This window comes from Azospirillum tabaci (assembly GCF_014596085.1).
GTDB classification, from domain to species: domain Bacteria; phylum Pseudomonadota; class Alphaproteobacteria; order Azospirillales; family Azospirillaceae; genus Azospirillum; species Azospirillum tabaci.
In genome coordinates this window covers 333,186-360,103 of record NZ_JACCJY010000001.1, presented here as the reverse complement: position 1 = coordinate 360,103, position 26,918 = coordinate 333,186, and the positions used below count along the sequence as shown (strand labels likewise).

Below are 26,918 nucleotides of genomic sequence, written 5' to 3'. Positions count from 1 at the left end.
CGAAAGGGTGTTTCCCGGCCTCGGCAACGGCATGACCGTTCCCGGACATGAGACGCTTCGCCACAACGATCATCCATAGGTCGAATGGTCCCGCGGCGCCGGATCGGTGAGAATTGCCATCTCACGGGGCGGACCTATTGACTTCGGTCAATGCCGGGTGGCAACGCGGCGACGATCATGCCATCTTCCTAACGTGCTAGGCCCGGTGGCTGGACCACCCGGACGGCACCCGCCCCTTCGGATGAACGCGAACGGAACGCGCGATGGATTACGAGAGCTTTTTCCGCACCCAGATCGCCAGCCTGAAGCAGGATGGCCGCTACCGGGTCTTCGCCAACCTCGAACGGCATGCGGGGAACTTTCCGAAAGCCACCTTCCGCGATGCCGCCGGGAAGGAGCGGGAAGTCACCGTCTGGTGCTCCAACGACTATCTGGGAATGGGTCAGAACCCGGTCGTCCTGAAGGCGATGCACGACGCCATCGACGGCGTGGGCGCCGGCGCCGGCGGCACGCGCAACATCTCCGGTACCAACATCTACCATGTGCTGCTGGAGCGTGAGCTGGCCGACCTCCACCAGAAGGAGGCGGCTCTGCTCTTCACCTCCGGCTACGTGTCCAACGACGCGACGCTGGGGACGCTGGGCAAGCTGCTGCCGAACTGCGTGATCCTGTCGGACGCGCTGAACCACAATTCGATGATCACCGGCATCCGCAACAGCGGCGCCGAGAAGCACATCTTCCGCCACAACGACCCCAAACACCTGGACGAGCTGCTGTCGCAGATCGCCCCGGACCGCCCGAAGGTCGTGGCCTTCGAGAGCGTCTATTCCATGGACGGCGACGTCGCCCCGATCCATGACCTGTGCGACGTCGCGGACAAGCACGGCGCCATGACCTACCTGGACGAGGTGCACGCGGTCGGCATGTACGGCCCCCGCGGCGGCGGCGTGGCCGAGCGCGACGGCGCCATGGACCGGCTGACCATCATCGAGGGCACGCTGGGCAAGGCGTTCGGCGTCCAGGGCGGCTACATCACCGGCTCCACCGCGCTGGTCGACTGCATCCGCAGCTTCGCCGCCGGCTTCATCTTCTCCACCTCCCTGTCGCCGGTCCTGGCCGCCGGGGCGCTGGCCAGCATCCGCTACCTGAAGACCAGCCAGACGGAGCGCGACCGGCACCAGGAGCGCGCGGCGACGCTGAAGCGCATGATGGCCGAGGCCGGCCTGCCGGTGATGCCGTCGGCCAGCCACATCGTTCCGGTGATGGTCGGCGACGCCCACCGCTGCAAGCGCGCCTCGGACGAGCTGATGGAACGGCACGACATCTACGTCCAGCCGATCAACTATCCGACCGTGCCGCGCGGCGGTGAGCGCTTGCGCTTCACCCCCACCCCGCTGCACAGCGACGCCGAGATGGCACGTCTCGTCGACGCCCTGCTCGACGTGTGGAGCCGCCTGGACCTGCGTCTGGCGGCGTAAGCCCCACCACACCCCCCCACGGTCTTGCAGCGCGGGGGGAGGGGATTCGGTGATCTCCGTGCGATGATGGCATCGGCGCTCTGGACTTGTGGGCCGGAGCGCCTTACCTTTAGGCGTTGATGAGAACGTTTCGCAACGTTCGGTCCGCAACCGTCGACAGCCACCGCCCAGGGGTTCGCCATGTACCGTGACAACTCGCTGATGCCGAAGGAGGCCGTGCGCCTCGCCGTCCTGGGCACGCTGATCCAGAACGGGCCGCAGCGTTACGCCGAACTGGCCGGCGCGCTCCGCCATTTCCTCGACCGCATCGTCGGCCCGTCGCTCGACCTCATGGGCACCTCGCTGGAGATGCTGCGCTACGAGGGGCTGATCGAGGCGCTGGATGGCACCGGCATGGAAGACAACGCCCTGCTCGGCGCGACCGAGGCCGGACGGGCAGAGTTCGACACGCTGATGCGCGCCAACGTGCGCGCCCCCTCGGCGGATGGGCTGAACAAGCTCGTCATCGCGCTGAAGCTCCGCTTCCTGCACCTGCTGGACGTCGAGTCGCAGCGCGACCAGATCGATCACCTCGCCTCCCTGTGCGAGACGGAGCTGGCGCGTCTGGGCGATCTGAAGCGGGCGAGTGCGGGGACCGACGGCCATTTCGCCGATTGGCTGGAGCACGACATCGCCCAGGCCGAGGAACGGCTGAACTGGTTCAACAATCTTCTGTCCCGGTTGTGATCGGCGCGGCGTTTTAGCCGTCTTCCATGCGGGAGTTTGTTTCGCGTTAGGGTTCTGGTGTAACTTTCGGGGCTATACTGCCTAACCCGAAAGCATAGTCAGGACCCCCGCCATGGCCTCCAACCTGTCGCCCGACGATCTTGAAGACCGCCTGCGCGTCGAATTCATGGACGACGCCCGCGACCGGCTGGAGGTGATGAACGCCGCCCTGGAAGGCGTGGCCAAGGGCACGCGGGAGGAAACCGCGGCCATCGGCGTGCTCCGCCTGGAAGCCCACAATTTCAAGGGCATGGGCACCAGCTTCGGCTACCCCACCGTCAGCCTCGTCGCGCACCGCCTGGAGGATTACCTGTCGGGCCTGAAGCGGCTGGAGGCGCGCGAGCTGAACGACGCGCAGATCTTCGTGGACCGGATCGCCGAGCTGGTGGATCGCGCCGAGCAGCCGCAGGTGGCCGAAACGAACCGGATCATCCGCGCCCTGCCGGTGCGCTACCAATTCGAAATCACCGACATCCAGATCAGCAACGTCGAGATCATGCTGGTCACCCCGTCCAAGGTCGTCGCCAAGAAGGTGGGCGGGGAACTGGCGGCCTGCGGCTTCCGCACCGTGACGGTCAGCGACCCCATCGAGTCGATCAGCCTCGCCGTGCGCGTCCCGCCGGACATGCTGATCGCGTCGATGGTGATGGACGGCCTGTCCGGTCTGGACCTGATCCGCGGCCTGCGCGCGATGAGCGTCACCCACAACGTGCCGATGGCGCTGCTGACCTCGATGAGCCTGGACAACCCAGCCCTGAAGGAAATCCCGCACGGCGTCTCGGTGATCCGCGTCGGCGAGCATTTCGGGGACGACTTCGCGGCGGTGGTGGCGAAGCACAACCTCGGCTGAGGTGCCTGAACACCGTTGCGGGCAACAGCGGCTTCACGGATTACACGGAATTACCTAGAGGAATCCATGCAATCCGTGGGGTCAACCACCCGCATCAATACAGATGCTGCCCGCCGGTGATGAACATCTCCGTCCCGGTGACGTAGCCCGAGTCGGGGCCGCACAGGTAGAAGATCACCGCCGCCACATCCTCCGGCGTGCCCATGCGCTTCAGGGGGATGCGCGGGATCAGCACGTCGTATTCTGGGCCGGTCATGGCGGTCTCGATCTCGCCCGGCGCCACCGCGTTGACGCGGACGCCGATCTCGGCGAACTCCACGGCCATCTCGCGGGTCAGGCCGGACAGCGCCGCCTTGGACGTCGAATAGGCCGACCCGGCGAAGGGGTGCACCGAATGGCCGGCAATGGAGGTCACGTTGACGATCGCCCCCTTCGCCCGCGACAGCGGCGCCGCGAAGCCGCGGGCCAGGACCAGCGGGGCGAAGAAGTTCAGCTCGAACACCCGGTGCCAGCCTTCGATGGCCCCGTTCAGGCAGCCGAGACGCTCCTTGATCGGCGTCTTGGGCGAGATGCCGGCGTTGTTGATCAACGCGTGCAGCGGCGCCCCGTCCAGCGCGCGGTTGGCCTCCTCCAGGAAGCGGGCGCGGCTGTCCGGATCGGACAGGTCCGTCGGGATGTGGTGGGTCCAGTTCGGATCGCGCCGGCAATGGTCCGGCACCTCCTCGCGGGAACAGGAAATGACCCGCCAGCCCTCGGCGCTGAAGCGCTGCACGGTGGCGTGGCCGATGCCCCGGCTCGCGCCGGTCAGAATGACGGTTTTACGGTGCGGCATGATGTCCAAGGATACCCCGCTTCGCCGCACCGCGCCAGCGCGGCCGTTGCCGGTCGGACCATGCACCGTTGACGGTCGCCCTCCACCGCCCAACCTTCAGCCTGCGCCCAACCGTTTCACCTAGTCCAGGAGGACCGCCGACGTGCTCCCCCGTTTGATGGCCGTCCTTTTGCTCTCCGGCAGCCTCTTGGCCGGCCTGGGCGACGCCACCGCGGCGAAGGCCGCCCAGACCAATGCCTGCGTGCCGCCCGGCGGCTGGGCCGACGCCGCCGCCCGCCCGCTGAACGCCGCCGACCTGATGCGCCGCGCCGCGGCGTCGCCCGCCGTGCTGCTGGGGGAGCGGCACGACAACGCCGACCACCACCGCTGGCAGCTTCACAGCTTGGCGGCCCTGCACGCGCTGAACCCCGATCTGGCGGTCGGCATGGAGATGTTTCCGCGCAGCGTCCAGCCGGTCCTGGACCGCTGGAGCGCCGGGCAACTGACCGAGGCGGAGCTGCTGCGCGAGACCAACTGGCCGAAGGTCTGGGGCTACGACGCGCGCTTCTACCTGCCGATCCTGCATTTCGCCCGGATGAACCGGCTGCCGGTGGTCGCGCTGAACGTCGACCGCGGGCTGGTCAGTCGCACCGCGCGCGATGGCTGGGCCGCCGTTCCGGCCAACGAACGGGAAGGCGTGGGCGATCCGGCCCCTCCTCCGGCCTCCTACACCGAGCGGCTGCGCCAGGTGATGGCCGCCCACGGCCCGACCGAGCGCCGCTCCGGCAGCTTCGAGCGATTCGTCGAGGCGCAATCCGTCTGGGACCGCGCCATGGCCGAGCGGATCGCCGAAACCCACCGCCAGACCAACCGCACCGTCGTCGCGATCCTGGGCCAGGGCCACATCGAGGGGCGTGATGGCGTCCCCCACCAGCTGGCCGACCTGGGCATCCGGAACAGCGTCGTCCTGCTGCCCTGGGATGAGGACCGCCCCTGCACCGAGTTGGATGGGCGGATCGCCGACGCGGTCTATGGGCTGGGCGAGAGCGAAGCGCCGACCGAGACGCCCCGCCCCCGGCTGGGGGTGATGCTGGAGCCGGGACAGGACGGGGTGCGCGTGCGCTCCGTCACCGAGGGCAGCGTCGCCGCCGCCGCCGGCCTCACGGCGGGCGACCTCGTGGTCGCCGCGGCCGGCGCCCCGGTGCGCGAGGCCTCCGACCTGACGGCGGTGGTGCAGCGCCAAGCGCCCGGCACATGGTTGCCGCTGACCGTGAAGCGCGAGCAGGGCACAGCGGAGCTGGTGGCGAAGTTCCCCGCCTCGCCGGCTGTGGAATGACCGGAAGCTAGAGCATCCGCTCCCACCGCGCCAAAACATCCGGCGTGGGGTTCACCGCCGGGGCGAAATCCTGGCGGCCCAGCCGCGACCGGTGTTCACGCAAGGCCCACTGGACGGTCGGGAAGGCCAGATCGTCCCACGGGATCTCCTCCCAGCGGAACAGCCCGACCTCCTGGCTCTCCGGCCCGGCGGACACGTCCGGCGACAGCAGGCGGGCGCGGAAGATGAGCTGCACCTGGCTGATGCGCGGGATGTCGTAGACGGCCAGTAGCGAGTCGATGGCGATTTTGGCCCGCGCCTCCTCCCACGCCTCGCGGGCCGCACCCTCCATGGTGCTTTCCCGCTCCTCCATGAAGCCGGCGGGCAGCGTCCAGTAGCCCTTGCGCGGTTCGATAGCGCGGCGGCACAGCAGGATGCGGTCCTCCCACGTCGCCACCGAGCCGACGACGATCAGCGGGTTCTGGTAGGCGATGTAGCCGCAGTCCGGACAGGTCAGCCGCTCGCGATCCTCGCCGGGCGGGATGGTGCGGACCCGGGGGCCTCTGAGGGGACCTTGGGGGGAGCTGGATGGGGCGGGCGGATCGTCGGGCATCCGTCGGATATGGCGCAGACGGGGACGGCGGGCAAGTCCACATCGCAGACAGGTTGAAGCTGTGGTTTGGGTTCGTCTTTGTTCATTGCCCGTTCTCTTTCCTGATTCGTTCCTGTAGTCTCGCCTGCAGTCTCGGCATTTGCAGCGATCTTCGGGGAATTTCATGCAGTTCGCGTTCGACGCACAGTCGGTGGCTCTCGGCGGCCTTGCCGGCGCCCTTCTGGGGGCGATCCTCGCCGGCATGATCGTGCGCCTGTACGCCGCACGCGCCGAGGCGGAGGCTGCCGCCATCCACGCCGAACTGGTCACCCGGCTCGACGTCGCCGAGCGAATCGAGGGCGACCTGCGGGAGGAGGTGGAGGCCCGCGACCACCAGATCACCCGACTGAACGGCGAGCTGTCCGCCGCCCGCGAGCGGCAGGCGGAACTGTCCACCACGCTGGCCCGCGAGCGCGCGTCGGCGGCGGAAAAGCTGGCCCTTCTGGAGCGCGCGCAGGCCACCCTGTCCGACAGCTTCAAGGCCCTGTCGGCGGAGGCCCTGCGCTCCAACAACCAGAGCTTCCTCGACCTCGCCAAGGAGACGCTGACGACCTTCCAGGAGCAGGCGCGCGGCGACCTGGAGAAGCGGCAGACCGCCATCGCCGACATCGTCGCCCCGGTGCGCCAGTCGCTGGAGCGCATGGACGGCCAGATCCAGGAGATGGAGCGCAGCCGCGCCGGCGCCTACGAGGGGCTGAAGCAGCAGGTGCTGTCGCTGGTGGAGACCCAGGCCCAGCTCCGCGCCGAAACCGGGAACCTGGTCCGTGCCCTGCGCAGCCCGGTGGCGCGCGGCCGCTGGGGCGAGATCCAGCTCCGCCGGGTCTGCGAGATGGCCGGGATGCTCGACCACTGCGACTTCGTGGAGCAGATGAGCGTGGAGGCCGCCGGCGGGCGGCTGCGCCCCGACCTCGTGGTCAAGCTGCCCGGCGGCAAGACCATCGTGGTGGACGCCAAGACGCCGCTGGAAGGTTATCTCGACGGCGTGCAGGCCGCCGACGACGGCGCCCGGCGCGACGGGTTGTCGCGCCACGCCCGCCATGTGCGGGAGCATATGAAGCAGCTCGGCACCAAGGCCTATTGGGACCAGTTCGCGGATTCGCCGGAATTCGTCGTGCTCTTCCTGCCCGGCGAGAACTTCTTCTCCGCGGCGCTGGAGCACGACCCGGCGCTGATCGAAGCGGGCATCGACCACCGGGTGATCCTCGCCACCCCGACGACGCTGATCGCGCTGCTGCGCGCCGTCGCCTATGGCTGGCGCCAGGAGCGGCTGACCGACAGCGCCCGCGAGATCAGCGCGCTGGGTGCCGAACTCTACAAGCGCCTGCACGACCTGGGCGGCCATATGGAACGGCTGGGCGGGCAGCTCGACAAGGCGGTGGGCTGCTACAACGGGGCGGTCGGCAGCCTGGAGTCCCGCGTCCTGGTCACCGCCCGCCGCTTCCGCGACCTGCACGCCACCCCGGACAGCGCCGAGGAGATCCCCCTGCTGGAGCCGCTGGACCACGCCCCGCGCCCGCTCCAGGCGCCGGAGCTTCGCGCGGCCGAGCACCGGGCAACAGAATTAAGGGCAACAGAAATGAGAGCGGCAGAACTGCGAGCGGCAGCCAGGGCGTAGGGTCAAAGTCTGCAACCCAGATTTGCCCGTCTTGTTTCACCTTGCAAAGGACGGGAGCGGTCCCAATTTCCCTCCTGTCATTCTGCTTCGGACTGCCGGCCTGCTACGCCTTCGGGTGCCCAGATCGTCGCTATGCCTGGACACAGTCTGATGCGCCGCACCGGCCGATGCGGCGCCTTTCATACTAATCGGAGGGCAATCATGCCTGTCGGTACCGTCAAGTGGTTCAACAGCACCAAGGGTTACGGCTTCATTCAGCCGGACAACGGCGGCGCGGACGTCTTCGTCCACATTTCCGCGGTCGAGCGCGCGGGCCTGCGCAGCCTGAACGAAGGCCAGAAGGTGTCCTACGAGGAGCAGCGCGATCCGAAGCGCGGCAAGACCTCGGCGGAGAACCTGAAGGCCGTCTGAGCCACGTCTCATGACACGGCATCGGAGGGGGCACCGGGAAACCGGTGCCCTTTTCCGTTGCGCGCTTTTCTTCTACAAGCACCCCCTGACGTTCGGAGTTTCCCCCATGGCCAAGACCAAGAAGAAGCAGCCGGTGGACAGCGCCTTCGTGCTGTTCGACGTGCTGTACGAAGACGGCGCCCGCACCTCCAACCGCAAGGTCCCCGGCACGCTGGTCGGCGGCCTGGACGGCGACGAGCCGGCCCGCGGCTTCATCGAGGAGCAGGACCGCAAGATCGCCGAGATGTCCGGCAATCCCCGCGGCCCCATCAAGTCGATCACCCGCTCGCCCCTCTGAGGCGCGGCCGTCATGACCGGATCGGCGGGTCGCGTCGGGTTGTGCCTTGCGCCTTCCTTGACCTCGTGGCCCGCCCCTCATATTTTGACGGATTGTCGCACCTCCACGCACCGTTGCTGAGTTCCCATGGCCGTTCTCGATATCCTCGTCGCCCCGCACCCCGTCCTGAAGCAGAAGGCGAAGCCCGTCGAAAAGGTCGATGCCCGCATCGCCAAGCTGATGGACGACATGGTCGAGACCATGTACGCCGCGAAGGGCATCGGCCTCGCCGCGCCGCAGATCGGCATCCTGGAGCGCGTGATCGTCGTGGACGTGCACGACAAGGACGAGAAGCCAAACCCCATCCGCCTCGCCAACCCGGAAATCGTCTGGAAGTCGGACGAGACGTCGGTGTGCGAGGAGGGCTGCCTGTCGGTGCCCGACCAATATGCCGAAGTCACCCGCCCGGCGTCGGTCCGCGTCCGCTATCTGGACGAGACCAACGAGACGCGCGAGATCGAGGCCGACGGCATGCTGGCGACCTGCATCCAGCACGAGATCGACCATCTGAACGGCGTGCTGTTCGTCGACTACCTGTCGATGCTGAAGCGCAACATGATCCTGCGCAAAGTCCAGAAGATGCAGCGCGCCTAACCTTCTGACGTTGGACGACTCTTCATGACGCCGCTCCGCCTCGTTTTCATGGGCACGCCGGATTTCGCCGTGCCCAGCCTGCGCGCCCTGGCCGATGCCGGGCACGAGGTGGTCTGCGTCTACAGCCAGCCGCCCCGCCCCGCCGGGCGCGGGCAGCAGGTCCAGAAATCCCCGGTCCACCGCTTCGCCGAGGAGCGCGGCATCCCCGTGCGCACGCCCAAGTCGCTGCGCAACGCCGAGGCCCAGGCGGAGTTCGCCGAGCTGAGGGCCGACGCCGCGGTGGTCGCCGCCTATGGGCTGATCCTGCCGCAGCCGATCCTCGACGCGCCGCGGCTGGGCTGCCTGAACGTGCACGGCTCCCTGCTGCCGCGCTGGCGCGGCGCCGCCCCGATCCAGCGCTCGATCCTGGCCGGCGACGCCGAGACCGGCATCACCATCATGCAGATGGACATCGGGCTGGACACCGGGGCCATGCTGCTGAAGGACGCGGTGCCGATCACCGCCGAGACCACAGCCAGCAGTCTGCACGACGCGCTGGCCGACATGGGCGCCCGCATGATCGTCGAGGCGCTCGACGGCCTCGCCGCCGGCCGCCTGACCGCCGAGCCGCAGCCCGAGGAGGGCGTGACCTACGCCGCCAAGCTGACGCGCGAGGATGGCCGGCTCGACTGGACGCGCGACGCCGCCTATGTGGAGCGGCAGGTCCGCGCGCTCACCCCCTGGCCCGGCTGCTGGTTCGACGCTCCGACGCCGGCCGGCGGGGTGGAGCGCATCAAGGTGCTGAAGGCCGAACCGGCCCCAGACGCCTGCAAGGCGACCCCCGGCACGCTGCTGGACGACCTTCTGACGGTCGCCTGCGCCGACGGCGCCGTGCGCCTCACCCTGGTGCAGCGGCCCGGCAAGGCCCCGGTGGATGGCGCCGCCCTGCTGCGCGGCTTCACTCTGCCTGTCGGCACCCGTCTCGGCGACGCCGCATGCAGCGCTGGAAACTGACCCTCGAATATGACGGCCGGCCCTTCGTCGGCTGGCAGCGGCAGGACAATGGCCCCTCCGTCCAGCAGACGCTGGAGGAGGCCATCGCGCGCCTGTCCGGCGAAACCGTGCGCGTCCACACCTCCGGACGGACGGACGCCGGGGTGCACGCGCTGGGGCAGGTCTGCCATTTCGACCTGGAAAAGCCCTTCACCGGGCTGAAGCTGCGCGACGCGCTGAACTTCCACCTGAGGCCCGCCCCCGTCGCCGTCCTGCTGGCCGAGGCGGTGCCGGAGGAGTTCCACGCCCGCATGACCTGCCTGGGGCGCAGCTACGTCTACCGCATTGTCAACCGCCGCGCCCCGCTGGCCCTGGAGACGGGCCGCGCCTGGCACGTCATGCGCCCGCTGGACGCCGAGGCGATGCACGCGGCCGCGCAGGCCCTGGTCGGCCAGCACGACTTCACCAGCTTCCGCGCCGCGCTCTGCCAGGCCAACTCTCCCGTCAAGACGCTGGAGCGGCTGACCGTGGAGCGGGTCGGCGAGGAGGTCCGGGTGCACGCCGCCGCCCGCTCCTTCCTGCACCATCAGGTGCGCAACATGGTGGGCACGCTGGAATTGGTCGGGGCCGGCAAATGGAGCGCCGACGACCTGCGCCGCGCGCTGGAGGCGCGCAACCGCTCCGCCGCCGGGCCGACCGCCCCGCCGGACGGTCTCTACTTCGTCGGCGCCCGCTACTGACGGCGGCTTCAGGTTCGGAAGGCGGCGTCTGGCGCTCGCCCCCGATTGCCGATAGACTCACGGACGAAGCACAACCGGCCGGGTTCCCTCCGCCGTGCACCGCCGTCCGCCGCGCCTGTTCCCGCCGCTCTTTCTGCTGATCGCCGTCCTGCTGCTGACCGGCTGCGGCGTGGACGGCGATCAGGCCGCGCTGTGCCGCAAGCTGATCCCCGCCTTCGACTCCGGCCCCGTCACCATCCTGGACACGGCCGAAATGGCGGGCGAGGAGCCGGCCTTGCGCCTGACCTACCGAGCGGACAACGGGACCCACTGGATCGCCTGCCGCTTTGGCGGGCGCTTCTTCGATTCGCGCCGGCACGAGCTGGTGGCGGTGGCGACCGACCGCATGGGGCGGCTGAGGCCCATGCAATTCACCATGCTGCGCATCTGGGCCGGCCTGCCCGCCGCCCGCCTCGGCCTGCCGCCGGAGTCGGGCGAACCGGAGCGGGGGCCGCGGACGGACTGGGCGCCGTTGCTGTTCTTCCTGCAGCAGGTCATCAACGCCGCCACGGTGGCCTGCGTCTACGGGCTGCTGGCGCTGGGCTACACGCTGGTCTACGGCATCCTCGGGCAGATCAACCTCGCCATGGGCGAGCTGACCATGATCGGCGCCATGCTGACCGCCATGGGGGCGGCGGCGCTGGGCATGGCCGGGCTGGGCAGCCTGCCTCTGGCGGTGCTTGGGGTCTTCGCCACGGTGATGGCCTTCACCGCCGTCCAGGGCTGGACCATGGACCGGCTGGTGTTCCGCCGCCTGCGCCGCACCCACAACCACACGCCGCTGATCGCCGCCGTCGGCCTGTCCATCGCCTACCAGGAGGGGATGCGGCTTCTGCACGGCGCCCGCGACTGGTGGCCCGCCCAGTTCCTGGCCGACCGGCACGAGCTGCTCAGCGACGGCGCCTTCACCGTCACCGCCCTGACCTCGCAGGCGGTCATCCTGCTTATGACCGGGGGACTCTACGCCCTGCTCTGGGCGATCATGCAGCGCACCGCCTACGGCCGCGCCCACCGCGCCTGCGCCGACGATGTCGGGGCGGCGGAGCTGGTCGGGGTGGACGTGGACCGCACCGTCGCCACCACCTTCGCGGTGGGCGGCGCGCTGGCCGCGGCGGCGGGGGCGGTGATCGCGCTCTATTACGGCGGGGTCAATTTCTACACGGGCTATCTCGTGGGCTTCAAGGCGCTGGCCGCCGCGGTGGTCGGCGGCATCGGGTCGGTCCCCGGCGCCATGTTGGGCGGCGCCCTGCTGGGGCTGGTGGAGACCTTCTGGTCGGCCTATTTCGCCATCGCCTACAAGGACATCGTCGCCTTCGGCCTGCTCACCCTCTTCCTGATCTACCGCCCGGACGGGCTGATGGGCCGCCGCCGCGGGCGGGGGGACTGAAGCCCCCGCGCCGGAAGCCGGTCAGCACAGAACCGCCCCCATGGCCGCGGCGATGGTGTCCAGGTCGCGGTCGGTGACCGTGAACAGCCCGAAGCGGAACGGATAGCCCCAGTTCCGCACCCCGGCGGAGAAGTCCAGCCGGTCGAGCAGGGGCAGGATCGGCGTCTCCCGCCCGTCCAGCCACCGCACATCGCGGCGGAAGGGAACGAAGCCCCCGCCCATGTCGAACGGGTAAGGGGCGCCGTCCCGCACGACCCCGACGGCGGTGAAGGACTGCAGGCGGTCCTTCCCCTGGAAGCGCTCGGTCGGCGAGTAGTAGGCGACGCGGTCCCCCGGACGGATGCGGCGCAGCGGCGCCGCCTTGCCGTGGCAGACCTGCATGAAGCCCTCCGCCCGCCCCCGCCGGACATGCTCGGCGGAGGCGACGGCGATCCAGCTGCGGCTCATGGGCTGGCTCATGGCGGGCCTCACGCTTCCGTCGGGGCGAAGACGCGCAGGCGGTGACCGTCCGGGTCCAGAGCGACGAAGGTGTGGCCGAAATCCATGGCGGTGGGCGGCTGGGCGATGGTCAGGCCGCGCCGCACCCAGTCGTCGTGAAGGGCCTGCACCGCCTCGGCACCGGCCAGCCGGAAGCCGATCTCGCCGCTGCCGCCGAGCGGTCCCGTGGAGGCCGCCGGCTCCACCGTGTGGCGCGACCACAGCCCGAGCATGACGCCGGAGTCCAGAGCGAACATGGCGAAGGTCGGCGACGCCTCGACCGGCGGCTTGCCGGTCAGGTCGGCGTAGAAGGCGGCGCTGGCGGTCGGGCTGTCCACATAGAGAAGGATGATGTTGGCGCTGAACATGGGCTGGTTTCCTCGCTGGTCTCCGGCACGGGCGATCCCGTCCGGCGAAGACCAAGCTAGGGCAACACCCTGACAGTTTCTGTCAGCAGTCGTGCGCGGACGCGCTCATCGGACCGGGATGCCCTCGGCCTCGCGCCATTCCTTCAACAGCGCCTGCCGCCGCCGCGGGTAGCGGGCCTCCAATGCCGTCACGGAGACGATGCGGTCGGCGCGGAAATGGCGGATCGCCCCGCGCAGCTCGCACCACGCGACCATGACGCGCAGCCGGTCGAAGAAGCCGAGCGCGAAGGGCCAGACGATGCGCTCGCTGGCGGCCCCGTCGCGGTCGCGGTAGGCGATGGACAGCTTGCGCTCGCCGCGGATGGCCCGCCGGACCACGGCGAGGTCGACGCCGTCCCCGACGATCGGCTCCCCCGGCCCGACGAGCAGCGCCGAGGCGTCCATACGGTCGCGGAGGTCCGGCGGCAGCACCGCCGCGATCTTGGCGAGCGCGTTCTGCGCCGCCGCTCCCAGCGCGCCATCCGCCCGGTCGGCGACCCAGCGGATGCCGAGGGCGAGCGCCTCGATCTCCTCCTCCGCGAACATCAGCGGCGGCAGCAGGAAGCCGGGCTGGAGGAGATAGCCGACGCCCGGCTCGCCGTCGATGCGGGCGCCCTGCGCCTGGAGGGTGGCGATGTCGCGGTAGATCGTGCGCAGGCTGACGCCGAGTTCGTCGGCGAGGACATGCCCGCTGACCGGCCGGCGGTGGCGCCGCAGGCACTGGATCAGGTCGATGAGGCGTTCGGCGCGCGACAGCGGAGGATGCCCCGAAAAGGACGAAGCGGGGACGGCTGGAAGGCCATCCCCGCTCCGGGCGTCACAGCGGACCGTGAGAGCTTAGAGGCTGCGCACGTCGGTCAGGTGCCCGGTCACCGCCGCCGCGGCGGCCATGGCCGGGCTGAGCAAGTGGGTGCGCCCGCCGCGGCCCTGGCGGCCCTCGAAGTTGCGGTTGGAGGTCGAGGCGCTGCGCTCGCCCGGCGACAGGCGGTCGGCGTTCATGGCGAGGCACATGGAACAGCCCGGCTCACGCCACTCGAAACCGGCCTCGGTGAAGATCTTGTCCAGACCCTCTTCCTCCGCCTGCTCCTTCACCAGACCGGAGCCCGGGACGACCAGGGCGCGCACGCCCTCGGCGACCTTGCGGCCCTGGGCGATCACCGCGGCGGCGCGCAGATCCTCGATGCGGCCGTTGGTGCAGGACCCGATGAAGACGGTGTCCACCTTCACGTCGGTCAGCTTCTGGCCGGGCTCCAGGCCCATGTAGGCCAGCGAGCGCTCGACGGCAGCGCGCTTGCCGGCGTCGGCCACGTCCGCCGGGTTCGGCACGGTCGCGGTGATCGGCAGCACGTCCTCCGGGCTGGTGCCCCAGGTGACCTGCGGGACGATGTCGGCGGCGTTCAGAACGACGGTGGTGTCGTAGACCGCGCCCTCGTCCGACGGGAGAGTCTTCCAGTACTCCACCGCCTGCTCCCAGGCGCCGGCCTTCGGAGCCAGGGCGCGGCCCTTCACATACTCGAAGGTCTTCTCGTCCGGGGCGATCAGGCCGGCGCGGGCGCCGCCCTCGATGGCCATGTTGCAGACGGTCATGCGGCCTTCCATGGACAGGCCGCGGATGGCATCGCCGGCGAATTCGATGACGTGGCCGGTGCCGCCGGCGGTGCCGATCTTGCCGATGATCGCCAGCACGATGTCCTTGGCGGTCACGCCCGCCGGCAGCTCGCCGTCGACGCGGACCAGCATGTTCTTGGCCGGCTTCTGCAACAGGGTCTGGGTGGCCAGCACATGCTCCACCTCCGACGTGCCGATGCCGAAGGCCAGGGCACCGAAGGCGCCGTGCGTCGCCGTGTGGCTGTCGCCGCAGACGATGGTGGCGCCGGGCAGCGTGAAGCCCTGCTCCGGACCGACGATGTGCACGATGCCCTGGCGGACGTCGTCCATCGGGAAGTAGCGGACGCCGAAGTCGCGCGCGTTCTTGTCCAGCGTCTCGACCTGGATGCGGCTTTCCTCCTCGGTGATGCCCTTGGAGCGGTCGGTGGTCGGGACGTTGTGGTCGGGCACGGCGAGGGTCGCTTCCGGACGGCGCACCGGACGGCCGGCAAGCCGCAGCCCCTCGAACGCCTGCGGGCTGGTCACCTCATGGACCAGATGGCGGTCGATGTAGAGGATGCAGGTGCCGTCGTCCTGACGGTGGACGACGTGGCTGTCCCAAATCTTGTCGAACAGGGTGCGCGGCTTGGACATAGCAACTCTCTCTCGCGGCAATTCTCTCTCGCAAACCACAGACCGGACGAACGAAGCGTGCGGTAAGAGGGCCGCACAATAGCCGTCTCTTTCAACCAGGACAAGGCCGAGCCTGTGGAAAACACCCCACATCCCGCAGCGAAAAATCGCCGCTTCGCCGCCCCGCCCATCGGCTGGCGGGCAGGGCGCTCCTTATGGTAGCGTCCGGCACCACCCCCATTCGACGAAGGGTCATCCCGTGACGGACCCCACTGTCCGCTGTGAACGCTGCGAACGGCCTTATCCCGCCGACCTGCCCGGCTGCCCGAACTGCCGGCGCATCCGCCAGACCAACATCGCCATCGCCACCACCATGGTCCTTCTGGTGCTGTTCGCCATCGGCGGCTGGTTCGGCATCCAGGTCCTCACCGGCTTCTCCACCGGCGGCGCCCCGTAACGCCGTCCCGTCGCGGGGCTGCCGCACCGGGAACGCAGACCTCCCGCCCCCACCCGCGCCGTAGGATGCGGCAAAATTCAGGGTTGGGAGGACTCATGGCGGATCAGGCCATGCCACGCGCCGCGGCCGGCCAGGGACCCGTGGGCGGTCCGGGCACCGTGGTCTACGCGCAGCTTGCGGGAATCGTTCTGTTCTGGGGCGCCAACTGGCCCCTGATGAAGCTGGCCCTGTCCGACATCGGGCCGCTGACCTTCTGCTTTCTCCGTTTCGCCGGGGCGGCGGCGGTGCTGGCCCTGCTGTCGCGGGTGCTGCGCTTCCCCCTCCTGCCGCCGCCGGGGGAGCGCTGGCCGCTGGCCCTGGTCGGGCTGCTGCAGATCGCCGGCATGCTGGACCTCAGCTCCATCGCGCTGCGGGTCGTGCCGCCGGGACGGGCCGCGGTGCTGGCCTACACCATGCAGATGTGGGCGCTGCCGCTGGGCGTCCTGCTAGCCGGGGAACGCTTCACGCGCGGGCGGGTGATCGGCGCGCTGCTGACCTTCGCCGGCGTCCTCGTCTTCTTCAACCCGGCACTGATGGACTGGGGCGATCCGGCGGTTCTGCTCGGCAACGGGCTGCTGCTCGCCTGCGCGCTGAGCTGGGCGCTCGGCGCCACCCTCTACCGCCGTCGGCGCGGCGGCTGGCGCACGCCCTTCTGGACGCAGACCTTCTGGCAAATCGCCGTCAGCGCCGTGGCGACCGCGCCGCTGGCCCTGGCGGCGGAGCACGCCCGGCCGATCCACTGGACGCCCGCGCTGGGCACCGTGCTCGCCTTCAACTGGGTGATCGCAACCGGGCTGTGCTTCTGGTGGTGGGCGAAGTCGCTGACCGCCATGCCGGCGGCCCAGGCCGGGCAGATCATCTGCCTCGTCCCCGTCACCGCCTTGCTGCTGAGCGCGGTCTTCATGGGCGAGCCGCTGACCGTCGGCGTGCTGATCGCCGTGGCGCTGATCGGCGCGGGGATTTTGACGACGATGCGGGCGCGGTAGGGACGCCGATCGGGGAGCGGTTGACGTGGGCCCCCACCCAACCCTCCCCCGCCGACGCAGGGGAGGGCTTCTCCTATATCGCCGAACATATCCGGATCACCCAACGCCAAACACCCGCCCGGATCGCTCCGGGCGGGTGCTGGTTCAGGCGTACCGAACGAAAGGGCGCCGGATTACTCCGCGGCGGCCTTCGTGTTGTTCATGCCGCGGCCGGTCGTGCGCTCGGCGATACGGGCCGACTTGCCGCGACGGTCGCGCAGATAGTACAGCTTGGCGCGGCGGACGGCGCCCTTGCGGACCAGCTCGATCGACTCCAGACGCGGGGAGTAGAGCGGGAACACGCGCTCCACACCCTCGCCGTAGCTGATCTTGCGGACGGTGAAGGACGAGTTCACGCCGGCGTTCCGGCGGGCGATCACGACGCCCTCGTAAGCCTGGACACGCTCGCGCGTGCCCTCGACCACCTTCACGTTCACGCGGACGGTGTCGCCCGGCGAGAACTCAGGAATGGTCTTGCCGCCGAGGGCCTTCTCGATCTGCTCCTGCTCGAGCTGCTGCAACAGGTTCATGACACTACCCCTTTCCATCGGTGCGCCTCGCGGCGGACCGTCACTCTGGTTTCGGGCCGCGCCGGCGACCCCGTTTCCCAATCTGACCCTCGGCCTTCTTGCCCGCCTCGTAGCGGTCCCACAGGTCCGGTCGCCGGGCCTGGGTGATCCGCTCCGCCTCGGCGAGCCGCCAGGCGCGAACCTTCTCGTGGTGGCCGGACAACAGGATGTCCGGAACCGACCGTTCCACACCCTGCCCGTCGGTCCAGACCGCGGGCCGGGTGTAGTGGGGGTATTCGAGCAACCCCCGTTCGAAACTTTCCTCGCCCGCCGTCTCCACATTGCCCATGACACCGGGGAGCAAGCGCACCACGGCGTCGATCAGGCACAGGGCGGCGGTCTCGCCGCCGGACAGCACGAAGTCCCCGAGGCTGACCTCCTCAAGGCTGTGCGCGTCCAGCACCCGCTCATCCACCCCTTCGTACCGGCCGCAGAGCAGGGTGACCACCGGGGTGGCCGCCAGCTCCTTGACTAGCTCCTGGTCGAGCACCCGTCCGCGAGGCGACAGGTAGATCGCCCGTCCGCGTCCAGGAGTGCCCGGAGGACCCGCCGTCGCGGTCAGAGCCGCGTCCAGCACGTCGGGCCGCATGACCATGCCGGCCCCTCCGCCGAAGGGGGTGTCGTCGACGGAGCGGTGTTTATCGCGCGCGAACGAGCGAATGTCCACTGATTCCAACGCCCAGACTCCATTTTCCAGCGCCTTTCCCGCGAGGCTGAGCCCCAGCGGACCCGGAAACATCTCCGGGAACAGCGTCAGAACCTTGGCCGTCCAGACAAGAGAACCGGAAGCGCCGTGATTCACGGGCGGGTTCCCTTGTTTTCAACGTCGCCTTCAGCGTCATCCGCACCGTCCGGCGCGTCCTCTCCATCCTTTTCCGCCTCGCCTTCGCGCGCTTCGATGACGGCGGGAAGATCGACCACGACGCGGCCTCCCTTCACATCGACCACCGGAACGCAGGCGCGGGTGAAGGGCAGCATCTCCAGCGGCCCCGATTCCGTGCGGATCTCCAGCACGTCACCGGCTCCGAAGTCGTACAGCGCCTTCACCGTGCCCCAGACGGTGCCGTCGGCGAGTTCCGCACGCAGGCCAATCAGGTCGGCGTGGTAGAACTCGTCCTCGTCCTCCGTCTCGGGCAGGGCGGAACGGTCCACGTAGAGCCGGACACCGGTCAGCTCCTGCGCCTGTTCGCGCGTGGCGATGCCATCGACGCGGACCAGGAACAGGTCCTTCATGGTGCCCTGAAGCGTCAGCGTGAAACGCCGGGCGCCCCGCTCGTCCGAGAGGGGGCCGTAGGACGCCACGGCTTGCGCGTCCTCGGTGAAGCTTTTCACCTTCACGAGGCCGCGGACGCCGTGCGCCCCGGCGAACTGGCCGACGCAGACTTTTGTGGACATGGCTTGAGCGTGTGCGTTGCGGGCGTTCTACCCCCACCCCAACCTTCCCCCGCTGGGCGGGGGAAGGAGCTTTATCCCCTCCCCCGCCCAGCGGGGGAGGGTTAGGGTGGGGGCAGGTACGCCGATCCCTATCAGCCCTCGGCGGCGGCCTTGGCGGCGGCCTCGGCCTTCAGACGCTCCTGCGCCTTGGCCTTCGGGGCGGACTTCTTCGGGGTCTCGCGGATTTCCGGCTTGGCGATCAGGCCGGCGTTCGCCAGGAACAGGGCGACGCGGTCCGTCGGCTGGCCGCCGACCGACAGCCAATGCTTGGCGCGCTCGGCGTCCAGGACGATGCGCTGCTCGTGCTCGCGCGGCAGCATCGGGTTGTAGGTGCCGATCTTCTCGATGAAGCGGCCGTCACGCGGGCTGCGGGCGTCGGCGACGACGATCGAGTAGAACGGACGCTTCTTGGCGCCGCCACGGGCCAGACGGATCTTCAGGGACATGGGACAGTCGCTTCCTTGGTGTAGTCGCTTGGTGTGCGGTTGAAGGTGATCGCGCTCATCGCGCGGTGCGGTCGCCGGGGATCAGTTCGGTCCCCGGAAATTCTTCGGCAGGAGGCTTTGCAGCCCATGGCGCATCAGCCCCTTCTGCCCCAGCTTCTGAACCTGCTTCATCATGCCGCGCATGGTGTCGTACTGCTTGAGCAGCTTGTTCACCTCCTGCACGCTGGTGCCGGAGCCGGCGGCGATGCGCTTGCGGCGCGACGCCTTGATGAGCTCGGGGTGCTTGCGCTCCTTCTTCGTCATCGAGGAGATGATCGCCTCCTGGCGCTTGATCATCCCGTCGTCGATGTTCGCGTCCTTGAGCTGATTCTTGATCTTGCCGATGCCCGGCAGCATGCCCATCAGGCCGGACATGCCGCCCATCTTGCGCAGCTGCTTGAGCTGGGAGGCCATGTCGTCGAGGTCGAAGCCCTGGCCCTTCTCCATCTTGCGGGCGAGCTTCTCGGCCTCTTCCTTGTCGATGGTCTCGGCGGCCTTCTCGACCAGCGACACCACGTCGCCCATGCCGAGGATGCGGCCGGCGATGCGGTCGGGGTGGAAGGCCTCCAGGGCGTCGATCTTCTCGCCCATGCCCAGCAGCTTGATCGGCTTGCCGGTGATCTGGCGCATCGACAGGGCGGCACCGCCGCGGGCATCGCCGTCCACGCGGGTCAGCAGGATGCCGGTGATGCCCACCTTGTCGTTGAAGTTGGTGGCGACCGTCACCGCGTCCTGGCCGGTCATGGCGTCGGCGACCAGCAGCGTCTCCGCCGGCTTGGTCGCGTCGCGCACGGCGGCGACCTCGGCCATCAGCTCCTCGTCGATGGACAGGCGGCCGGCGGTGTCGAGCATGACCACGTCGTAGCCTTCGCGCCGACCGGTCTCGATGGCGCGGCGGGCGATGGCGACGGGGTCCTGGCCGGGAACGATCGGCAGCGTGGCGACGCCGGTCTGCTCGCCCAGGACCTTCAGCTGCTCCTGGGCCGCCGGACGGCGCACGTCCAGCGAGGCCATCAGGACCTTCTTGCGGTCCCGGTTCTTCAGGCGCAGCGCGATCTTGGCGGTGCTGGTGGTCTTGCCCGAGCCCTGCAGGCCGACCATCAGGATCGGCACGGGGGCGGCGGCGTTGAGGTTGATCTCCTCGCCCTGCCCCAGCATCTCCACGAGGTTGTCGTGGACGATCTTGATGACCTGCTGGCCGGGGGTGATCGAGCGCAGGACCTCCTGGCCGATCGCGCGTTCCTTGACCTGATTGACGAACTGCTTGACCACCGGCAGGGCGACGTCGGCCTCCAGCAGCGCCACGCGCACCTCGCGCAGCGCGGCGTTGACGTCCTCCTCGCTCAGCGCGCCGCGGCGGCGCAGCTTGTCGAAGATGTCGCCCAGGCGTCCGGTCAGGCCATCGAACATGGGTCAGCGGTCCTCAGTTTCGGTCTCCATCCGCTCGAACGCGATCGGCTCAAGCACAAACGAGCCAGTGCGCGAAACTCGCGGACTGGCGGAGGTCCCCGGCACACAGGCCGATGGTACCCGGTCGATGGCTCGACGGATGCAGGTCGGCGGACCATACGCATCACGGGCGACGGAGTCAACCATGCAGCGACGGCGCGCCGTACTGGAGCCTCTTGCGCAACGGCCCATGAAAGGCCACTATTTCCACACACAACCAAGGGCTTTGCGGCCCGGGGGCGGCGCCAGCGATAGAACGCATTCGAGGCGTACTTGAATAAAGCGTTACCGACTGTTAACTTTTTCTTCGCGGCTCCCCTTTAGAGTGGGCAGCGACTCCAACCCGGGATTTCCCTGATGCCCCCCGCGCAAGGCTTCGGAACGAACACGCCGCGCACGAAGCTGACGCAAAGTCAGCTGAACACGATCCTGCTCCGCCATCAGGCTTTCCGGAAAAGCCAGCCGGGCGGTGTGCGCGCGAACCTGAAGATGCGCGACCTGTCGCATCTGGACCTGTCCGGCATCGACCTGTCCGACGCCGACCTGTCCGGGGCGAAGCTGTTCAGCGCCCGGCTGACGCGGGCCAACCTGACCAACGCCAACCTCTACGCCGCCGACTTGCGGCTGGCGAACCTCGAGAAGGCCGACCTGCGCCGCGCCGACCTGCGCGGGGCCTGCCTGCGCGGCGCCGTGCTGTCGGAAGCCATGCTGGTGGAGGTGGACCTGCGCGACGGCACGCTGCTGCATTACACCCCGTCGGGCGAGATGATGGCGCACAATTTCGAGGATTCGGTCCTGACCTCGGAGCTGACGGCGGCGGTCATCCGCGGCGCCGACCTGTCGCGGGCCAAGGTGGCGAACGCCTTCGTGATGCAGACCGACCTGACCGACGCGATCCTGCGCGGCACCAAGTTCATGCGCGCGAACCTGACGAACTCCAACCTGACGGGCTGCGACCTGACCGACGCCGACCTGTCGGAGGCGAACCTGTCCGGCGCGCGGCTGTCCGGCGCGGTGATGACCGGCTGCGCCATCGGGCGCGCCAACTTCACCAACGCCAACCTGATCGGCGCCATCCTCGACGCGGCCCAGCTCCGCTCGCCCAACCTGTCCGCCGCGATGATGGCGAAGGTTCTCGAGAATCCGGACGACGACCTGCGCAACATCCTGACGCTGCACCTTTCCTGGATCGACAGCGGCGGCAAGGACGGCAAGCGCGCCGACCTCTCCTCGCTCGACCTGTCGGGGCGCACTCTCGACGGCATCAACCTGTCCGCCGGCATCCTGCAATGCATCACGCTGCGCGGCGCCTCGATGATGGGCACCTCGCTCGCCATCGCCGATCTGTCGCTGTCGGACCTGCGCAAGGTGGACTTCACCAAGGCCGACCTGCGCGGCGTCAATTTCGAGCGGGCGACCCTGACAGGCGCCAACCTGACCGAGGCCCAGCTCGGCCCCGTGCACATCCAGGGATCGAGCAGCCACGTCTGGCGGGCCAACCTCCAGCGCGCCCGCATGGGCATGGCCGTTCTGAAGGACGCCGACCTGCGCAAGGTGAACCTGTCCGGCGCCAACCTCGCCGGGGCGGACCTGCGCGGCGCCAATCTGAGCGAGGCCGACCTGACCGGCACCGACCTGACCGGAGCGGACCTCGATGGGACGGTGCTGGACGGCACCAGCCTAACCGACGCCATTGGGATCGAGGAGATGACCGGGACCTGATCCCGGCTTCAAACCGAGTCCGCCTCAGAGCCGTCGTCTTCAGGGACGCCGCTGCGTCCAGGGGCCGGAGCGGTAAGCGGTGCGGACGTGGTTGATCAGCAGATTGCGCGCGTCGATCAGCTGGGCCATGCGGTCGCGGCAGGCGACCACCCCGGTGTCCGGGTGATAGACCGGGGCCAGCTCGCGGAAGCGCTTCACCACCCGGTCCTCGTCGAAGCACCATTCGTTGACGAAGCCGAACATCTGCGCGGCGTCGCGCACCTGGGTCAGCTTGCCGTCCAGCGGCCGGAAGGACACCCGCTCCAGCGCGTGGGCCAGCGCCTTGTTGCGGTAGGTCAGGGTTTCCACCGCGCCTTCCAGCCGCCCGGCCTCCTCGGCGGGCATCAGCCGGCAGCCGGGTTCGGCCAGCGCCAGCGCCGCCGCCAGCGCCCGGCGGATCGCCGCGTCGCTGTGGCCCGGTGGCAGCCGCAGCTCCAGCACGGCCCGCTCCGCCCCATCGTCCGGCGCCCCCGGATCGGGCGTCCGGTCGGGCGCCAGCAAAAGCGCGGCTGTGGCGAGCGCGGAAACGTCGGTGCCGCGCCCGGCGGCCAGACGCATCGCCGCCGCCGCGAAAGCCGGGGTGCAGGGAATCGTGTAGAGGATGGCGGTCGGAGCGCCGCGCACCGGAGCGGTGCCGGCTGTCGCGGACGGGAACAGCCCGGTGTCCACGTCGGTCAGCGCGGCGAAGGGATAGCCATCCGGAGCGGTCATGAGGACACCAACGCGTCGTGCGTGCGCCGCGACTCTAACGCAATCTCCGGATTTCACGCAACGGCCCACCCCGTCGCAGGAGGTGTAACGCGGAACGCGGCACTCCCCTGCCCGTCCGCGCCATGCCCATCGGGGCGGTCAAACCCGGCCGGTCAGCGGTGCATCATCGCCGGTTTGGCGGGCAGCTTTTGCAGCATGTCCTCGATGTAGGCCTCGTCGCTCTTGCCCGACATGGCGGCGAAGCCCTTCAGCATCTGGCTGCCGAAGGTGAAGACGCCGGTCAGGTCGATCTTCCAAGCCCCGCCCTCGCGCACGAAATCGGCGGGAACCAGAGCCGGGCGGTTGTCGACCATCAGCAGGGCGGAGGCGCGGTCGCCGCGCACCCGCACCGGGCCGAGCCCGCTGCTGCCGATGACGTTGGGGCCGAGCCAGCCGTTCTTCATGCCATGGTCGGCCAGCTCGCCGAGCGACATGCGGCGCAGATCCGCCGGGCTGACGTAGCGGCGCAAGCCCATGGCGGCGAACTTCTCCGCCGGCTCCAGCTTGGCGAGGCCGGCGTCGTTGCCGCTGCGGGCGACGCCGCGCACCTGCTCCAGCTTGTCCAGCGACGCGCGGGACAGCAGCGGAACGACCGCCGCGCCGCGCTTCTGCGCCAGGGCGGTGCGGGCGCTTTCGAAGACCGCCGCGACCTCCCGCTCCTCCGGGGAGGCGGGCGGCGGGGCGGCGAAGGCCGGAAGGGAAAAACCGAGGAACAGCAGCAGGAGAGCCAGGGCGCGCATGAACGGGTCCGTGTGGTGGCGCGGCGTCAGACTTTCTCCTCGACTCCGAAGAAGGCGAGCTGCCAGCGCATCTCGTCGTCGGACATCGGGTAAAGGACGCCTTCCCTTGCCATAAGCGCGGTTTTTGGCGGAATCTGGGCGATGCGCAATTGCACCTGCCGGGCGAAGCGCATCGACAGGCCGCAGCGCCACACCAGGGAGGTGACGGCGCGCGGGGCGTGGGTGCCGATGATGCGGTCGATGATCGGCATCGGAAGCTGCGCCAACTCGCCCAGCCCGGCCAGGACGAAGGCACGGTCGCCCTCCGCCAGCGCGCCTTCCAGCAGCTTTTCCGTCAGCTTGCCTTCCTTGTTCAGCCTGGCGGCCTTGTCGGTCGGGCGTTCGGCCGCCTTGTCCTTGTCGCCCGGCAGGTGGCCAAGCTCCTCCTCCCCGAAATCGACGAGGCCGCGGGCGCCGCCGGGGCCACCGCCGCCGTGCCCCCCGCCCCCGCGGTTGACGCGCGCCCGCACGCCCTCCGCCAGGGCGTGGGCGGCGGCGGGGTCGAGGTCGGTGCGCTCGCGCAGGACCTTCAGCAGGTTGTCGGCGACGAAGCTCGCCAGACGCGCCACCGCGCGGGCCGGCAGGCGCGGGCGGCGCACCAGTGGGGCGTGCCAGGGCTCGTGCTGCGGCGCCTGGTCCAGGATGCGGTCCAGCGTCTCCTCGCGGATCTGGGCCGAAGGGTTGGCGAGCAGCGCGGTCATCGCCGCCTCGTCGTCGGAGCGCGCGATGGCGTCGGCGACGGAGGCCGAGATCTCCTTGCGTCCGGCGATCGCCGACAGGGCGCCGGCCACCGGCCCGCGCATGATGATGTCCGACAAATCCTCGTCGGTCAGGATCGGCGAGAATTGCAGGACCGGGGCGCAGACCGACAGCTCCACGTCACGGGCCAGCGTGTTGATGACGCCGTGCGGCGCGCCGGGCAGCTCCTTCAGCGCCTCCGACAGGATGCCGCGCACCTCCGTCGCCTGGTCGCGGGCCAGCGCCTCCAGGCATTCCAGCGTCAGCCGCTCGATCTGCGACGCCTGGTCGGCGGACAGGTCGGGCAGCAGCCGGGCGACCTTCTGGGCCAGGGCGCCGCGCACCGCGACCTCGCGGTCCTTGGCCAGCATCAGGTCGGCCTGCCGCGGCGTTCCCGCATTGGTGGCAATGGCCTGACGGACCTCCGTCACCGCGTCGGCGGCCAGGAAGTAGAGCAGTTCCGGCCGGGTCTCGGGCGACGCGGCGACGCGGCGGCGGACCGCCGGGTCGGCGCTGCGCGCCATCTGTTTGGCCGCCTCGTAATCGGCGGGATCGAGAATCTGGGGATCGCCGCAGGCGGTCATTGGGACGCCTCCGCCGCAGCGGTTTCCCTGGGCGCCGGGGCGACGGCGTAATGGCCCTTCCCGCGCTTCTTGGCGTCGTACATCGCCGAGTCGGCGCGGTCGGTCAGCTCCTGCAGGGTCTCGCTTCCCACCCGGTGGACGGCGATGCCGATGGACAGGCCCAGCGGCTTGTCCGGCCCGGCGGAGAGATGGCGCAGCGCGGCCATGCCGGCGAGCAACCGCTCGGCCACCGTCACCGCCTGCGCCTCGTCGGTGCGGCCCAGCCACAGGACGAACTCGTCGCCGCCCAGCCGCCCCGGCAGGTCACCCGGCCGGACGCCGTTGGTCAGCAACCCGCCGATGGCCACCAGCACGGCGTCGCCCTGCTGGTGGCCGTGCAGATCGTTCACCGCCTTGAAATTGTCGAGGTCCACGTAGAGAAGCGCGGACGGCCCGGTGTCCGGGCGGCTGAGCGCCTCGTCCAGCCGCTCGAAGAAGGTGCGGCGGTTGAACAGGCCGGTCAAACCGTCGCGCTCCGACAGGCGGCGCAGCCGCTCCTGATAGGCCAGATGCGCGTGGGCGATGCCGATGTGGTCGGCCACGCCGGACAGCAGCATCCGGTCCTCCTCGTCCCAGGGATCGGAATCGTCGCCGCGCCAGATCACCACGGCGCCGTTGACGGCCTGACGGTGCTCCGTCCGGGCGGCCAGCAGCCGGTTCCCCCCCAGGGTCAGCTCATGCTGGTCCTCGCTGCCGGCGATCTCCTCCAGAACGGGGCGCGACAGGTCGGAGCGCAGCTCCTCCGGGATCTCCGCGGCGAAATCGGCGGCGGGACGCAGGGCGCCCGTTTCCGTCGCACGGTAGATGCGGCAGCCGTCGGCGCCCAGCGCGCGGGCGGTCTCCGCCGCGGCGACGTGCAGCGCCTTCTGGGCGTCGAGCTGGTCGCGCAGCGTGTGGACGATGTGGGCGAGCATCTTCTCGCGGTTGCGCACCCGCGCCAGTTCGGCGGAGCGCAGCACCTGCTCCGTCGTTTCGCGGCAGACGCCGCGCGCGCCCATCCATTCGCCCTGCGGGCCGAACAGCGGCACCGCCGACACGACGAAGCAGGCGGGCAGATCGTCCACCCGCTTCAGCCACAGCTCCGCCTGGTCGACGGGGCGGCGGCTGTCGAAGGGCAACGGCAGGTCGCCCCACTCGGTCACCGCCAGATCCCGGGGGCTGCGGCCAATCAACGCATCGGCGCTGTAGCCCAGTGCGCCCTTGGGCGTGACGAAGACGAATCGCCCGTCGCTGCCCGTTTCCCAGGCGAAATCGCTCGAAACCTCGACCAGATCCTTGTAGCGGCGGCGCGACTCGATCAGCGTCTGGCGGAGTTGCCGCTCGAGCGTGGCGTCGCGTCCCAGCAGCAGGATTTCCCCGTCGGGCAGCGGCGTGGCCGCCCATTCGACGATCATCACGCCGCGCGGCAGCGCCACCGGAAGGGAGCGCAGGCCCGGCGCCACGCTGCAGGTCGCCAGCCACCCCTGGATGTCCGCGAGCCAGCGCCCGCCGGCGGACAGCAGCTCCTCCGCGGCGGCGTTGGCGGCGACGACCCCGTGGCCGGAATCAAGCCAGATCGCCGGACCGGGGAATGCGGCCAGGAGCGTGGGAGGCGAAACGGCGCCGGACGGGTTGGCCGGGGGAGCTTTGGATATTGGGTCTGCGGACACGGTGCGAACCTGAGACTGCGCGTGGTGGAGTATACCGGAAAAATGCGCTTC

The 26,918-nt window shown here is 69.7% G+C and carries 29 protein-coding genes and 1 pseudogene; 14 read left to right on the top strand and 16 right to left on the bottom strand.

Annotation, left to right across the window (positions count from 1 at the left end; genetic code table 11):
• Nucleotides 1-263 precede the first annotated feature (263 nt).
• The 3 genes from hemA (at nt 264) to H0B54_RS01725 (ending at nt 3,093) form a co-directional block, all read left to right on the top strand.
• Nucleotides 264-1,478 (top strand): 5-aminolevulinate synthase, encoded by a 1,215-nt coding sequence (hemA, locus tag H0B54_RS01735; RefSeq protein WP_188258987.1) that lies wholly within the window; start codon nt 264-266, stop codon nt 1,476-1,478.
• A gap of 180 nt (nt 1,479-1,658) precedes the next feature.
• Nucleotides 1,659-2,204 carry a transcriptional regulator gene (locus tag H0B54_RS01730; protein ID WP_035671311.1) on the top strand — a complete coding sequence of 182 codons (546 nt, stop codon included), beginning with the start codon at nt 1,659-1,661 and terminating at the stop codon, nt 2,202-2,204.
• Nucleotides 2,205-2,316: 112 nt separating this feature from the next.
• Nucleotides 2,317-3,093: an Hpt domain-containing protein gene (locus H0B54_RS01725; protein ID WP_188258986.1), complete on the top strand. Its 777-nt coding sequence runs from the start codon at nt 2,317-2,319 to the stop codon at nt 3,091-3,093.
• 94 nt (nt 3,094-3,187) lie between these two features.
• On the opposite strand, the gene H0B54_RS01720 is transcribed toward H0B54_RS01725, so the two are convergent.
• Nucleotides 3,188-3,925, bottom strand: coding sequence for an SDR family NAD(P)-dependent oxidoreductase (locus H0B54_RS01720; RefSeq protein ID WP_014239345.1), 738 nt, complete (start codon nt 3,923-3,925; stop codon nt 3,188-3,190).
• Between the two features lie 142 nt (nt 3,926-4,067).
• Here H0B54_RS01720 and H0B54_RS01715 point away from each other — a divergent pair, with 142 nt between their 5' ends.
• Nucleotides 4,068-5,240: a ChaN family lipoprotein gene (locus H0B54_RS01715; protein ID WP_188258985.1), complete on the top strand. Its 1,173-nt coding sequence runs from the start codon at nt 4,068-4,070 to the stop codon at nt 5,238-5,240.
• Between the two features lie 7 nt (nt 5,241-5,247).
• On the opposite strand, the gene H0B54_RS01710 is transcribed toward H0B54_RS01715, so the two are convergent.
• The gene (locus tag H0B54_RS01710) at nt 5,248-5,832 is read right to left on the bottom strand and encodes an NUDIX hydrolase (RefSeq protein WP_188258984.1); all 585 of its coding nucleotides are present in this window, start codon (nt 5,830-5,832) and stop codon (nt 5,248-5,250) included.
• 163 nt (nt 5,833-5,995) lie between these two features.
• Here H0B54_RS01710 and H0B54_RS01705 point away from each other — a divergent pair, with 163 nt between their 5' ends.
• The 7 genes from H0B54_RS01705 to H0B54_RS01675 all read left to right on the top strand — a co-directional run bounded on the left by H0B54_RS01705 (nt 5,996) and on the right by H0B54_RS01675 (nt 12,005).
• Nucleotides 5,996-7,486 (top strand): DNA recombination protein RmuC, encoded by a 1,491-nt coding sequence (locus tag H0B54_RS01705; RefSeq protein WP_188258983.1) that lies wholly within the window; start codon nt 5,996-5,998, stop codon nt 7,484-7,486.
• 201 nt (nt 7,487-7,687) lie between these two features.
• Nucleotides 7,688-7,897 (top strand): cold-shock protein, encoded by a 210-nt coding sequence (locus H0B54_RS01700; RefSeq protein WP_014239340.1) that lies wholly within the window; start codon nt 7,688-7,690, stop codon nt 7,895-7,897.
• 106 nt (nt 7,898-8,003) lie between these two features.
• Entirely contained in the window at nt 8,004-8,234 is a 231-nt protein-coding gene (locus tag H0B54_RS01695; protein ID WP_014239339.1) for a hypothetical protein, read from the top strand.
• Nucleotides 8,235-8,360: 126 nt separating this feature from the next.
• Nucleotides 8,361-8,867: a peptide deformylase gene (def, locus tag H0B54_RS01690; RefSeq protein WP_094301779.1), complete on the top strand. Its 507-nt coding sequence runs from the start codon at nt 8,361-8,363 to the stop codon at nt 8,865-8,867.
• 24 nt (nt 8,868-8,891) lie between these two features.
• Nucleotides 8,892-9,860 (top strand): methionyl-tRNA formyltransferase, encoded by a 969-nt coding sequence (gene fmt, locus H0B54_RS01685; RefSeq protein ID WP_188258982.1) that lies wholly within the window; start codon nt 8,892-8,894, stop codon nt 9,858-9,860.
• Nucleotides 9,842-10,579 (top strand): tRNA pseudouridine(38-40) synthase TruA, encoded by a 738-nt coding sequence (truA, locus tag H0B54_RS01680; protein WP_188258981.1) that lies wholly within the window; start codon nt 9,842-9,844, stop codon nt 10,577-10,579. The genes fmt and truA overlap by 19 nt, the downstream gene beginning before the upstream one ends.
• A gap of 94 nt (nt 10,580-10,673) precedes the next feature.
• The gene (locus H0B54_RS01675; protein WP_188258980.1) at nt 10,674-12,005 is read left to right on the top strand and encodes an ABC transporter permease subunit; all 1,332 of its coding nucleotides are present in this window, start codon (nt 10,674-10,676) and stop codon (nt 12,003-12,005) included.
• Nucleotides 12,006-12,026: 21 nt separating this feature from the next.
• Here H0B54_RS01675 and H0B54_RS01670 read toward each other — a convergent pair whose 3' ends face one another.
• The 5 genes and pseudogenes from H0B54_RS01670 to leuC form a co-directional block, all read right to left on the bottom strand.
• Nucleotides 12,027-12,464: an EVE domain-containing protein gene (locus H0B54_RS01670; RefSeq protein ID WP_211109107.1), complete on the bottom strand. Its 438-nt coding sequence runs from the start codon at nt 12,462-12,464 to the stop codon at nt 12,027-12,029.
• A gap of 8 nt (nt 12,465-12,472) precedes the next feature.
• The gene (locus tag H0B54_RS01665; protein ID WP_188258979.1) at nt 12,473-12,850 is read right to left on the bottom strand and encodes a VOC family protein; all 378 of its coding nucleotides are present in this window, start codon (nt 12,848-12,850) and stop codon (nt 12,473-12,475) included.
• A gap of 105 nt (nt 12,851-12,955) precedes the next feature.
• Nucleotides 12,956-13,435, bottom strand: a complete 480-nt coding sequence (locus H0B54_RS01660) for a helix-turn-helix transcriptional regulator (RefSeq protein WP_246472207.1) — start codon at nt 13,433-13,435, stop codon at nt 12,956-12,958.
• 45 nt (nt 13,436-13,480) lie between these two features.
• A pseudogene (locus H0B54_RS30145) lies at nt 13,481-13,618 on the bottom strand (helix-turn-helix domain-containing protein); the annotation flags it as partial.
• Nucleotides 13,619-13,726: 108 nt separating this feature from the next.
• Nucleotides 13,727-15,130, bottom strand: coding sequence for a 3-isopropylmalate dehydratase large subunit (gene leuC, locus H0B54_RS01655; protein WP_094301772.1), 1,404 nt, complete (start codon nt 15,128-15,130; stop codon nt 13,727-13,729).
• Nucleotides 15,131-15,368: 238 nt separating this feature from the next.
• Here leuC and H0B54_RS01650 point away from each other — a divergent pair, with 238 nt between their 5' ends.
• Nucleotides 15,369-15,566 (top strand): hypothetical protein, encoded by a 198-nt coding sequence (locus H0B54_RS01650; RefSeq protein WP_094301771.1) that lies wholly within the window; start codon nt 15,369-15,371, stop codon nt 15,564-15,566.
• 110 nt (nt 15,567-15,676) lie between these two features.
• Nucleotides 15,677-16,591: a DMT family transporter gene (locus H0B54_RS01645; RefSeq protein WP_211109106.1), complete on the top strand. Its 915-nt coding sequence runs from the start codon at nt 15,677-15,679 to the stop codon at nt 16,589-16,591.
• A 173-nt stretch (nt 16,592-16,764) separates the two neighbouring features.
• Here H0B54_RS01645 and rplS read toward each other — a convergent pair whose 3' ends face one another.
• The 5 genes from rplS to ffh all read right to left on the bottom strand — a co-directional run bounded on the left by rplS (nt 16,765) and on the right by ffh (nt 20,528).
• Nucleotides 16,765-17,160: a 50S ribosomal protein L19 gene (gene rplS / locus H0B54_RS01640; RefSeq protein ID WP_094301769.1), complete on the bottom strand. Its 396-nt coding sequence runs from the start codon at nt 17,158-17,160 to the stop codon at nt 16,765-16,767.
• Between the two features lie 40 nt (nt 17,161-17,200).
• Nucleotides 17,201-18,001 carry a tRNA (guanosine(37)-N1)-methyltransferase TrmD gene (gene trmD, locus H0B54_RS01635; RefSeq protein WP_188258977.1) on the bottom strand — a complete coding sequence of 267 codons (801 nt, stop codon included), beginning with the start codon at nt 17,999-18,001 and terminating at the stop codon, nt 17,201-17,203.
• A complete protein-coding gene (rimM, locus tag H0B54_RS01630; protein WP_188258976.1) occupies nt 17,998-18,594 on the bottom strand; it encodes a ribosome maturation factor RimM in 597 nt (198 codons plus the stop codon). The genes trmD and rimM overlap by 4 nt, the downstream gene beginning before the upstream one ends.
• 131 nt (nt 18,595-18,725) lie before the next feature.
• A complete protein-coding gene (gene rpsP, locus H0B54_RS01625; protein WP_014239325.1) occupies nt 18,726-19,079 on the bottom strand; it encodes a 30S ribosomal protein S16 in 354 nt (117 codons plus the stop codon).
• An 81-nt stretch (nt 19,080-19,160) separates the two neighbouring features.
• Complete coding sequence (ffh, locus tag H0B54_RS01620; RefSeq protein ID WP_094301767.1) at nt 19,161-20,528, bottom strand: signal recognition particle protein; 1,368 nt, start codon at nt 20,526-20,528, stop codon at nt 19,161-19,163.
• Nucleotides 20,529-20,924: 396 nt separating this feature from the next.
• On the opposite strand from ffh, the gene H0B54_RS01615 reads away from it, so the two are divergent.
• Entirely contained in the window at nt 20,925-22,289 is a 1,365-nt protein-coding gene (locus H0B54_RS01615) for a pentapeptide repeat-containing protein (protein WP_094301766.1), read from the top strand.
• 39 nt (nt 22,290-22,328) lie between these two features.
• Here H0B54_RS01615 and H0B54_RS01610 read toward each other — a convergent pair whose 3' ends face one another.
• The 4 genes from H0B54_RS01610 to H0B54_RS01595 form a co-directional block, all read right to left on the bottom strand.
• On the bottom strand, nt 22,329-23,039 hold the full coding sequence (locus H0B54_RS01610) for a hypothetical protein (RefSeq protein ID WP_188258975.1): 711 nt from the start codon (nt 23,037-23,039) through the stop codon (nt 22,329-22,331).
• Between the two features lie 152 nt (nt 23,040-23,191).
• The gene (locus tag H0B54_RS01605) at nt 23,192-23,818 is read right to left on the bottom strand and encodes a hypothetical protein (protein ID WP_094301764.1); all 627 of its coding nucleotides are present in this window, start codon (nt 23,816-23,818) and stop codon (nt 23,192-23,194) included.
• 26 nt (nt 23,819-23,844) lie between these two features.
• Nucleotides 23,845-25,179 carry a DUF2336 domain-containing protein gene (locus H0B54_RS01600; RefSeq protein WP_094301763.1) on the bottom strand — a complete coding sequence of 445 codons (1,335 nt, stop codon included), beginning with the start codon at nt 25,177-25,179 and terminating at the stop codon, nt 23,845-23,847.
• Nucleotides 25,176-26,867: a sensor domain-containing diguanylate cyclase gene (locus tag H0B54_RS01595; RefSeq protein ID WP_343068875.1), complete on the bottom strand. Its 1,692-nt coding sequence runs from the start codon at nt 26,865-26,867 to the stop codon at nt 25,176-25,178. Before H0B54_RS01595 ends, H0B54_RS01600 begins: the two co-directional genes overlap by 4 nt.
• Nucleotides 26,868-26,918 lie beyond the last annotated feature (51 nt).

Excerpts from the sequence above, each read along its gene's own strand:
- leuC (WP_094301772.1), bottom strand. The coding sequence starts at position 15,130 with ATGTCCAAGCCGCGCACCCTGTTCGACAAGATTTGGGACAGCCACGTC.
- H0B54_RS01610 (WP_188258975.1), bottom strand. The coding sequence starts at position 23,039 with ATGACCGCTCCGGATGGCTATCCCTTCGCCGCGCTGACCGACGTGGAC.
- H0B54_RS01605 (WP_094301764.1), bottom strand. The coding sequence starts at position 23,818 with ATGCGCGCCCTGGCTCTCCTGCTGCTGTTCCTCGGTTTTTCCCTTCCG.
- H0B54_RS01710 (WP_188258984.1), bottom strand. The coding sequence starts at position 5,832 with ATGCCCGACGATCCGCCCGCCCCATCCAGCTCCCCCCAAGGTCCCCTC.
- H0B54_RS01705 (WP_188258983.1), top strand. The coding sequence starts at position 5,996 with ATGCAGTTCGCGTTCGACGCACAGTCGGTGGCTCTCGGCGGCCTTGCC.
- H0B54_RS01700 (WP_014239340.1), top strand. The coding sequence starts at position 7,688 with ATGCCTGTCGGTACCGTCAAGTGGTTCAACAGCACCAAGGGTTACGGC.
- H0B54_RS01665 (WP_188258979.1), bottom strand. The coding sequence starts at position 12,850 with ATGTTCAGCGCCAACATCATCCTTCTCTATGTGGACAGCCCGACCGCC.
- H0B54_RS01645 (WP_211109106.1), top strand. The coding sequence starts at position 15,677 with ATGCCACGCGCCGCGGCCGGCCAGGGACCCGTGGGCGGTCCGGGCACC.
- H0B54_RS01725 (WP_188258986.1), top strand. The coding sequence starts at position 2,317 with ATGGCCTCCAACCTGTCGCCCGACGATCTTGAAGACCGCCTGCGCGTC.
- def (WP_094301779.1), top strand. The coding sequence starts at position 8,361 with ATGGCCGTTCTCGATATCCTCGTCGCCCCGCACCCCGTCCTGAAGCAG.
- H0B54_RS01730 (WP_035671311.1), top strand. The coding sequence starts at position 1,659 with ATGTACCGTGACAACTCGCTGATGCCGAAGGAGGCCGTGCGCCTCGCC.
- H0B54_RS01670 (WP_211109107.1), bottom strand. The coding sequence starts at position 12,464 with ATGAGCCAGCCCATGAGCCGCAGCTGGATCGCCGTCGCCTCCGCCGAG.
- hemA (WP_188258987.1), top strand. The coding sequence starts at position 264 with ATGGATTACGAGAGCTTTTTCCGCACCCAGATCGCCAGCCTGAAGCAG.
- rpsP (WP_014239325.1), bottom strand. The coding sequence starts at position 19,079 with ATGTCCCTGAAGATCCGTCTGGCCCGTGGCGGCGCCAAGAAGCGTCCG.
- fmt (WP_188258982.1), top strand. The coding sequence starts at position 8,892 with ATGACGCCGCTCCGCCTCGTTTTCATGGGCACGCCGGATTTCGCCGTG.
- rplS (WP_094301769.1), bottom strand. The coding sequence starts at position 17,160 with ATGAACCTGTTGCAGCAGCTCGAGCAGGAGCAGATCGAGAAGGCCCTC.
- H0B54_RS01660 (WP_246472207.1), bottom strand. The coding sequence starts at position 13,435 with ATGTTCGCGGAGGAGGAGATCGAGGCGCTCGCCCTCGGCATCCGCTGG.
- ffh (WP_094301767.1), bottom strand. The coding sequence starts at position 20,528 with ATGTTCGATGGCCTGACCGGACGCCTGGGCGACATCTTCGACAAGCTG.
- H0B54_RS01720 (WP_014239345.1), bottom strand. The coding sequence starts at position 3,925 with ATGCCGCACCGTAAAACCGTCATTCTGACCGGCGCGAGCCGGGGCATC.
- H0B54_RS01600 (WP_094301763.1), bottom strand. The coding sequence starts at position 25,179 with ATGACCGCCTGCGGCGATCCCCAGATTCTCGATCCCGCCGATTACGAG.
- rimM (WP_188258976.1), bottom strand. The coding sequence starts at position 18,594 with ATGTCCACAAAAGTCTGCGTCGGCCAGTTCGCCGGGGCGCACGGCGTC.
- H0B54_RS01695 (WP_014239339.1), top strand. The coding sequence starts at position 8,004 with ATGGCCAAGACCAAGAAGAAGCAGCCGGTGGACAGCGCCTTCGTGCTG.
- truA (WP_188258981.1), top strand. The coding sequence starts at position 9,842 with ATGCAGCGCTGGAAACTGACCCTCGAATATGACGGCCGGCCCTTCGTC.
- H0B54_RS01615 (WP_094301766.1), top strand. The coding sequence starts at position 20,925 with ATGCCCCCCGCGCAAGGCTTCGGAACGAACACGCCGCGCACGAAGCTG.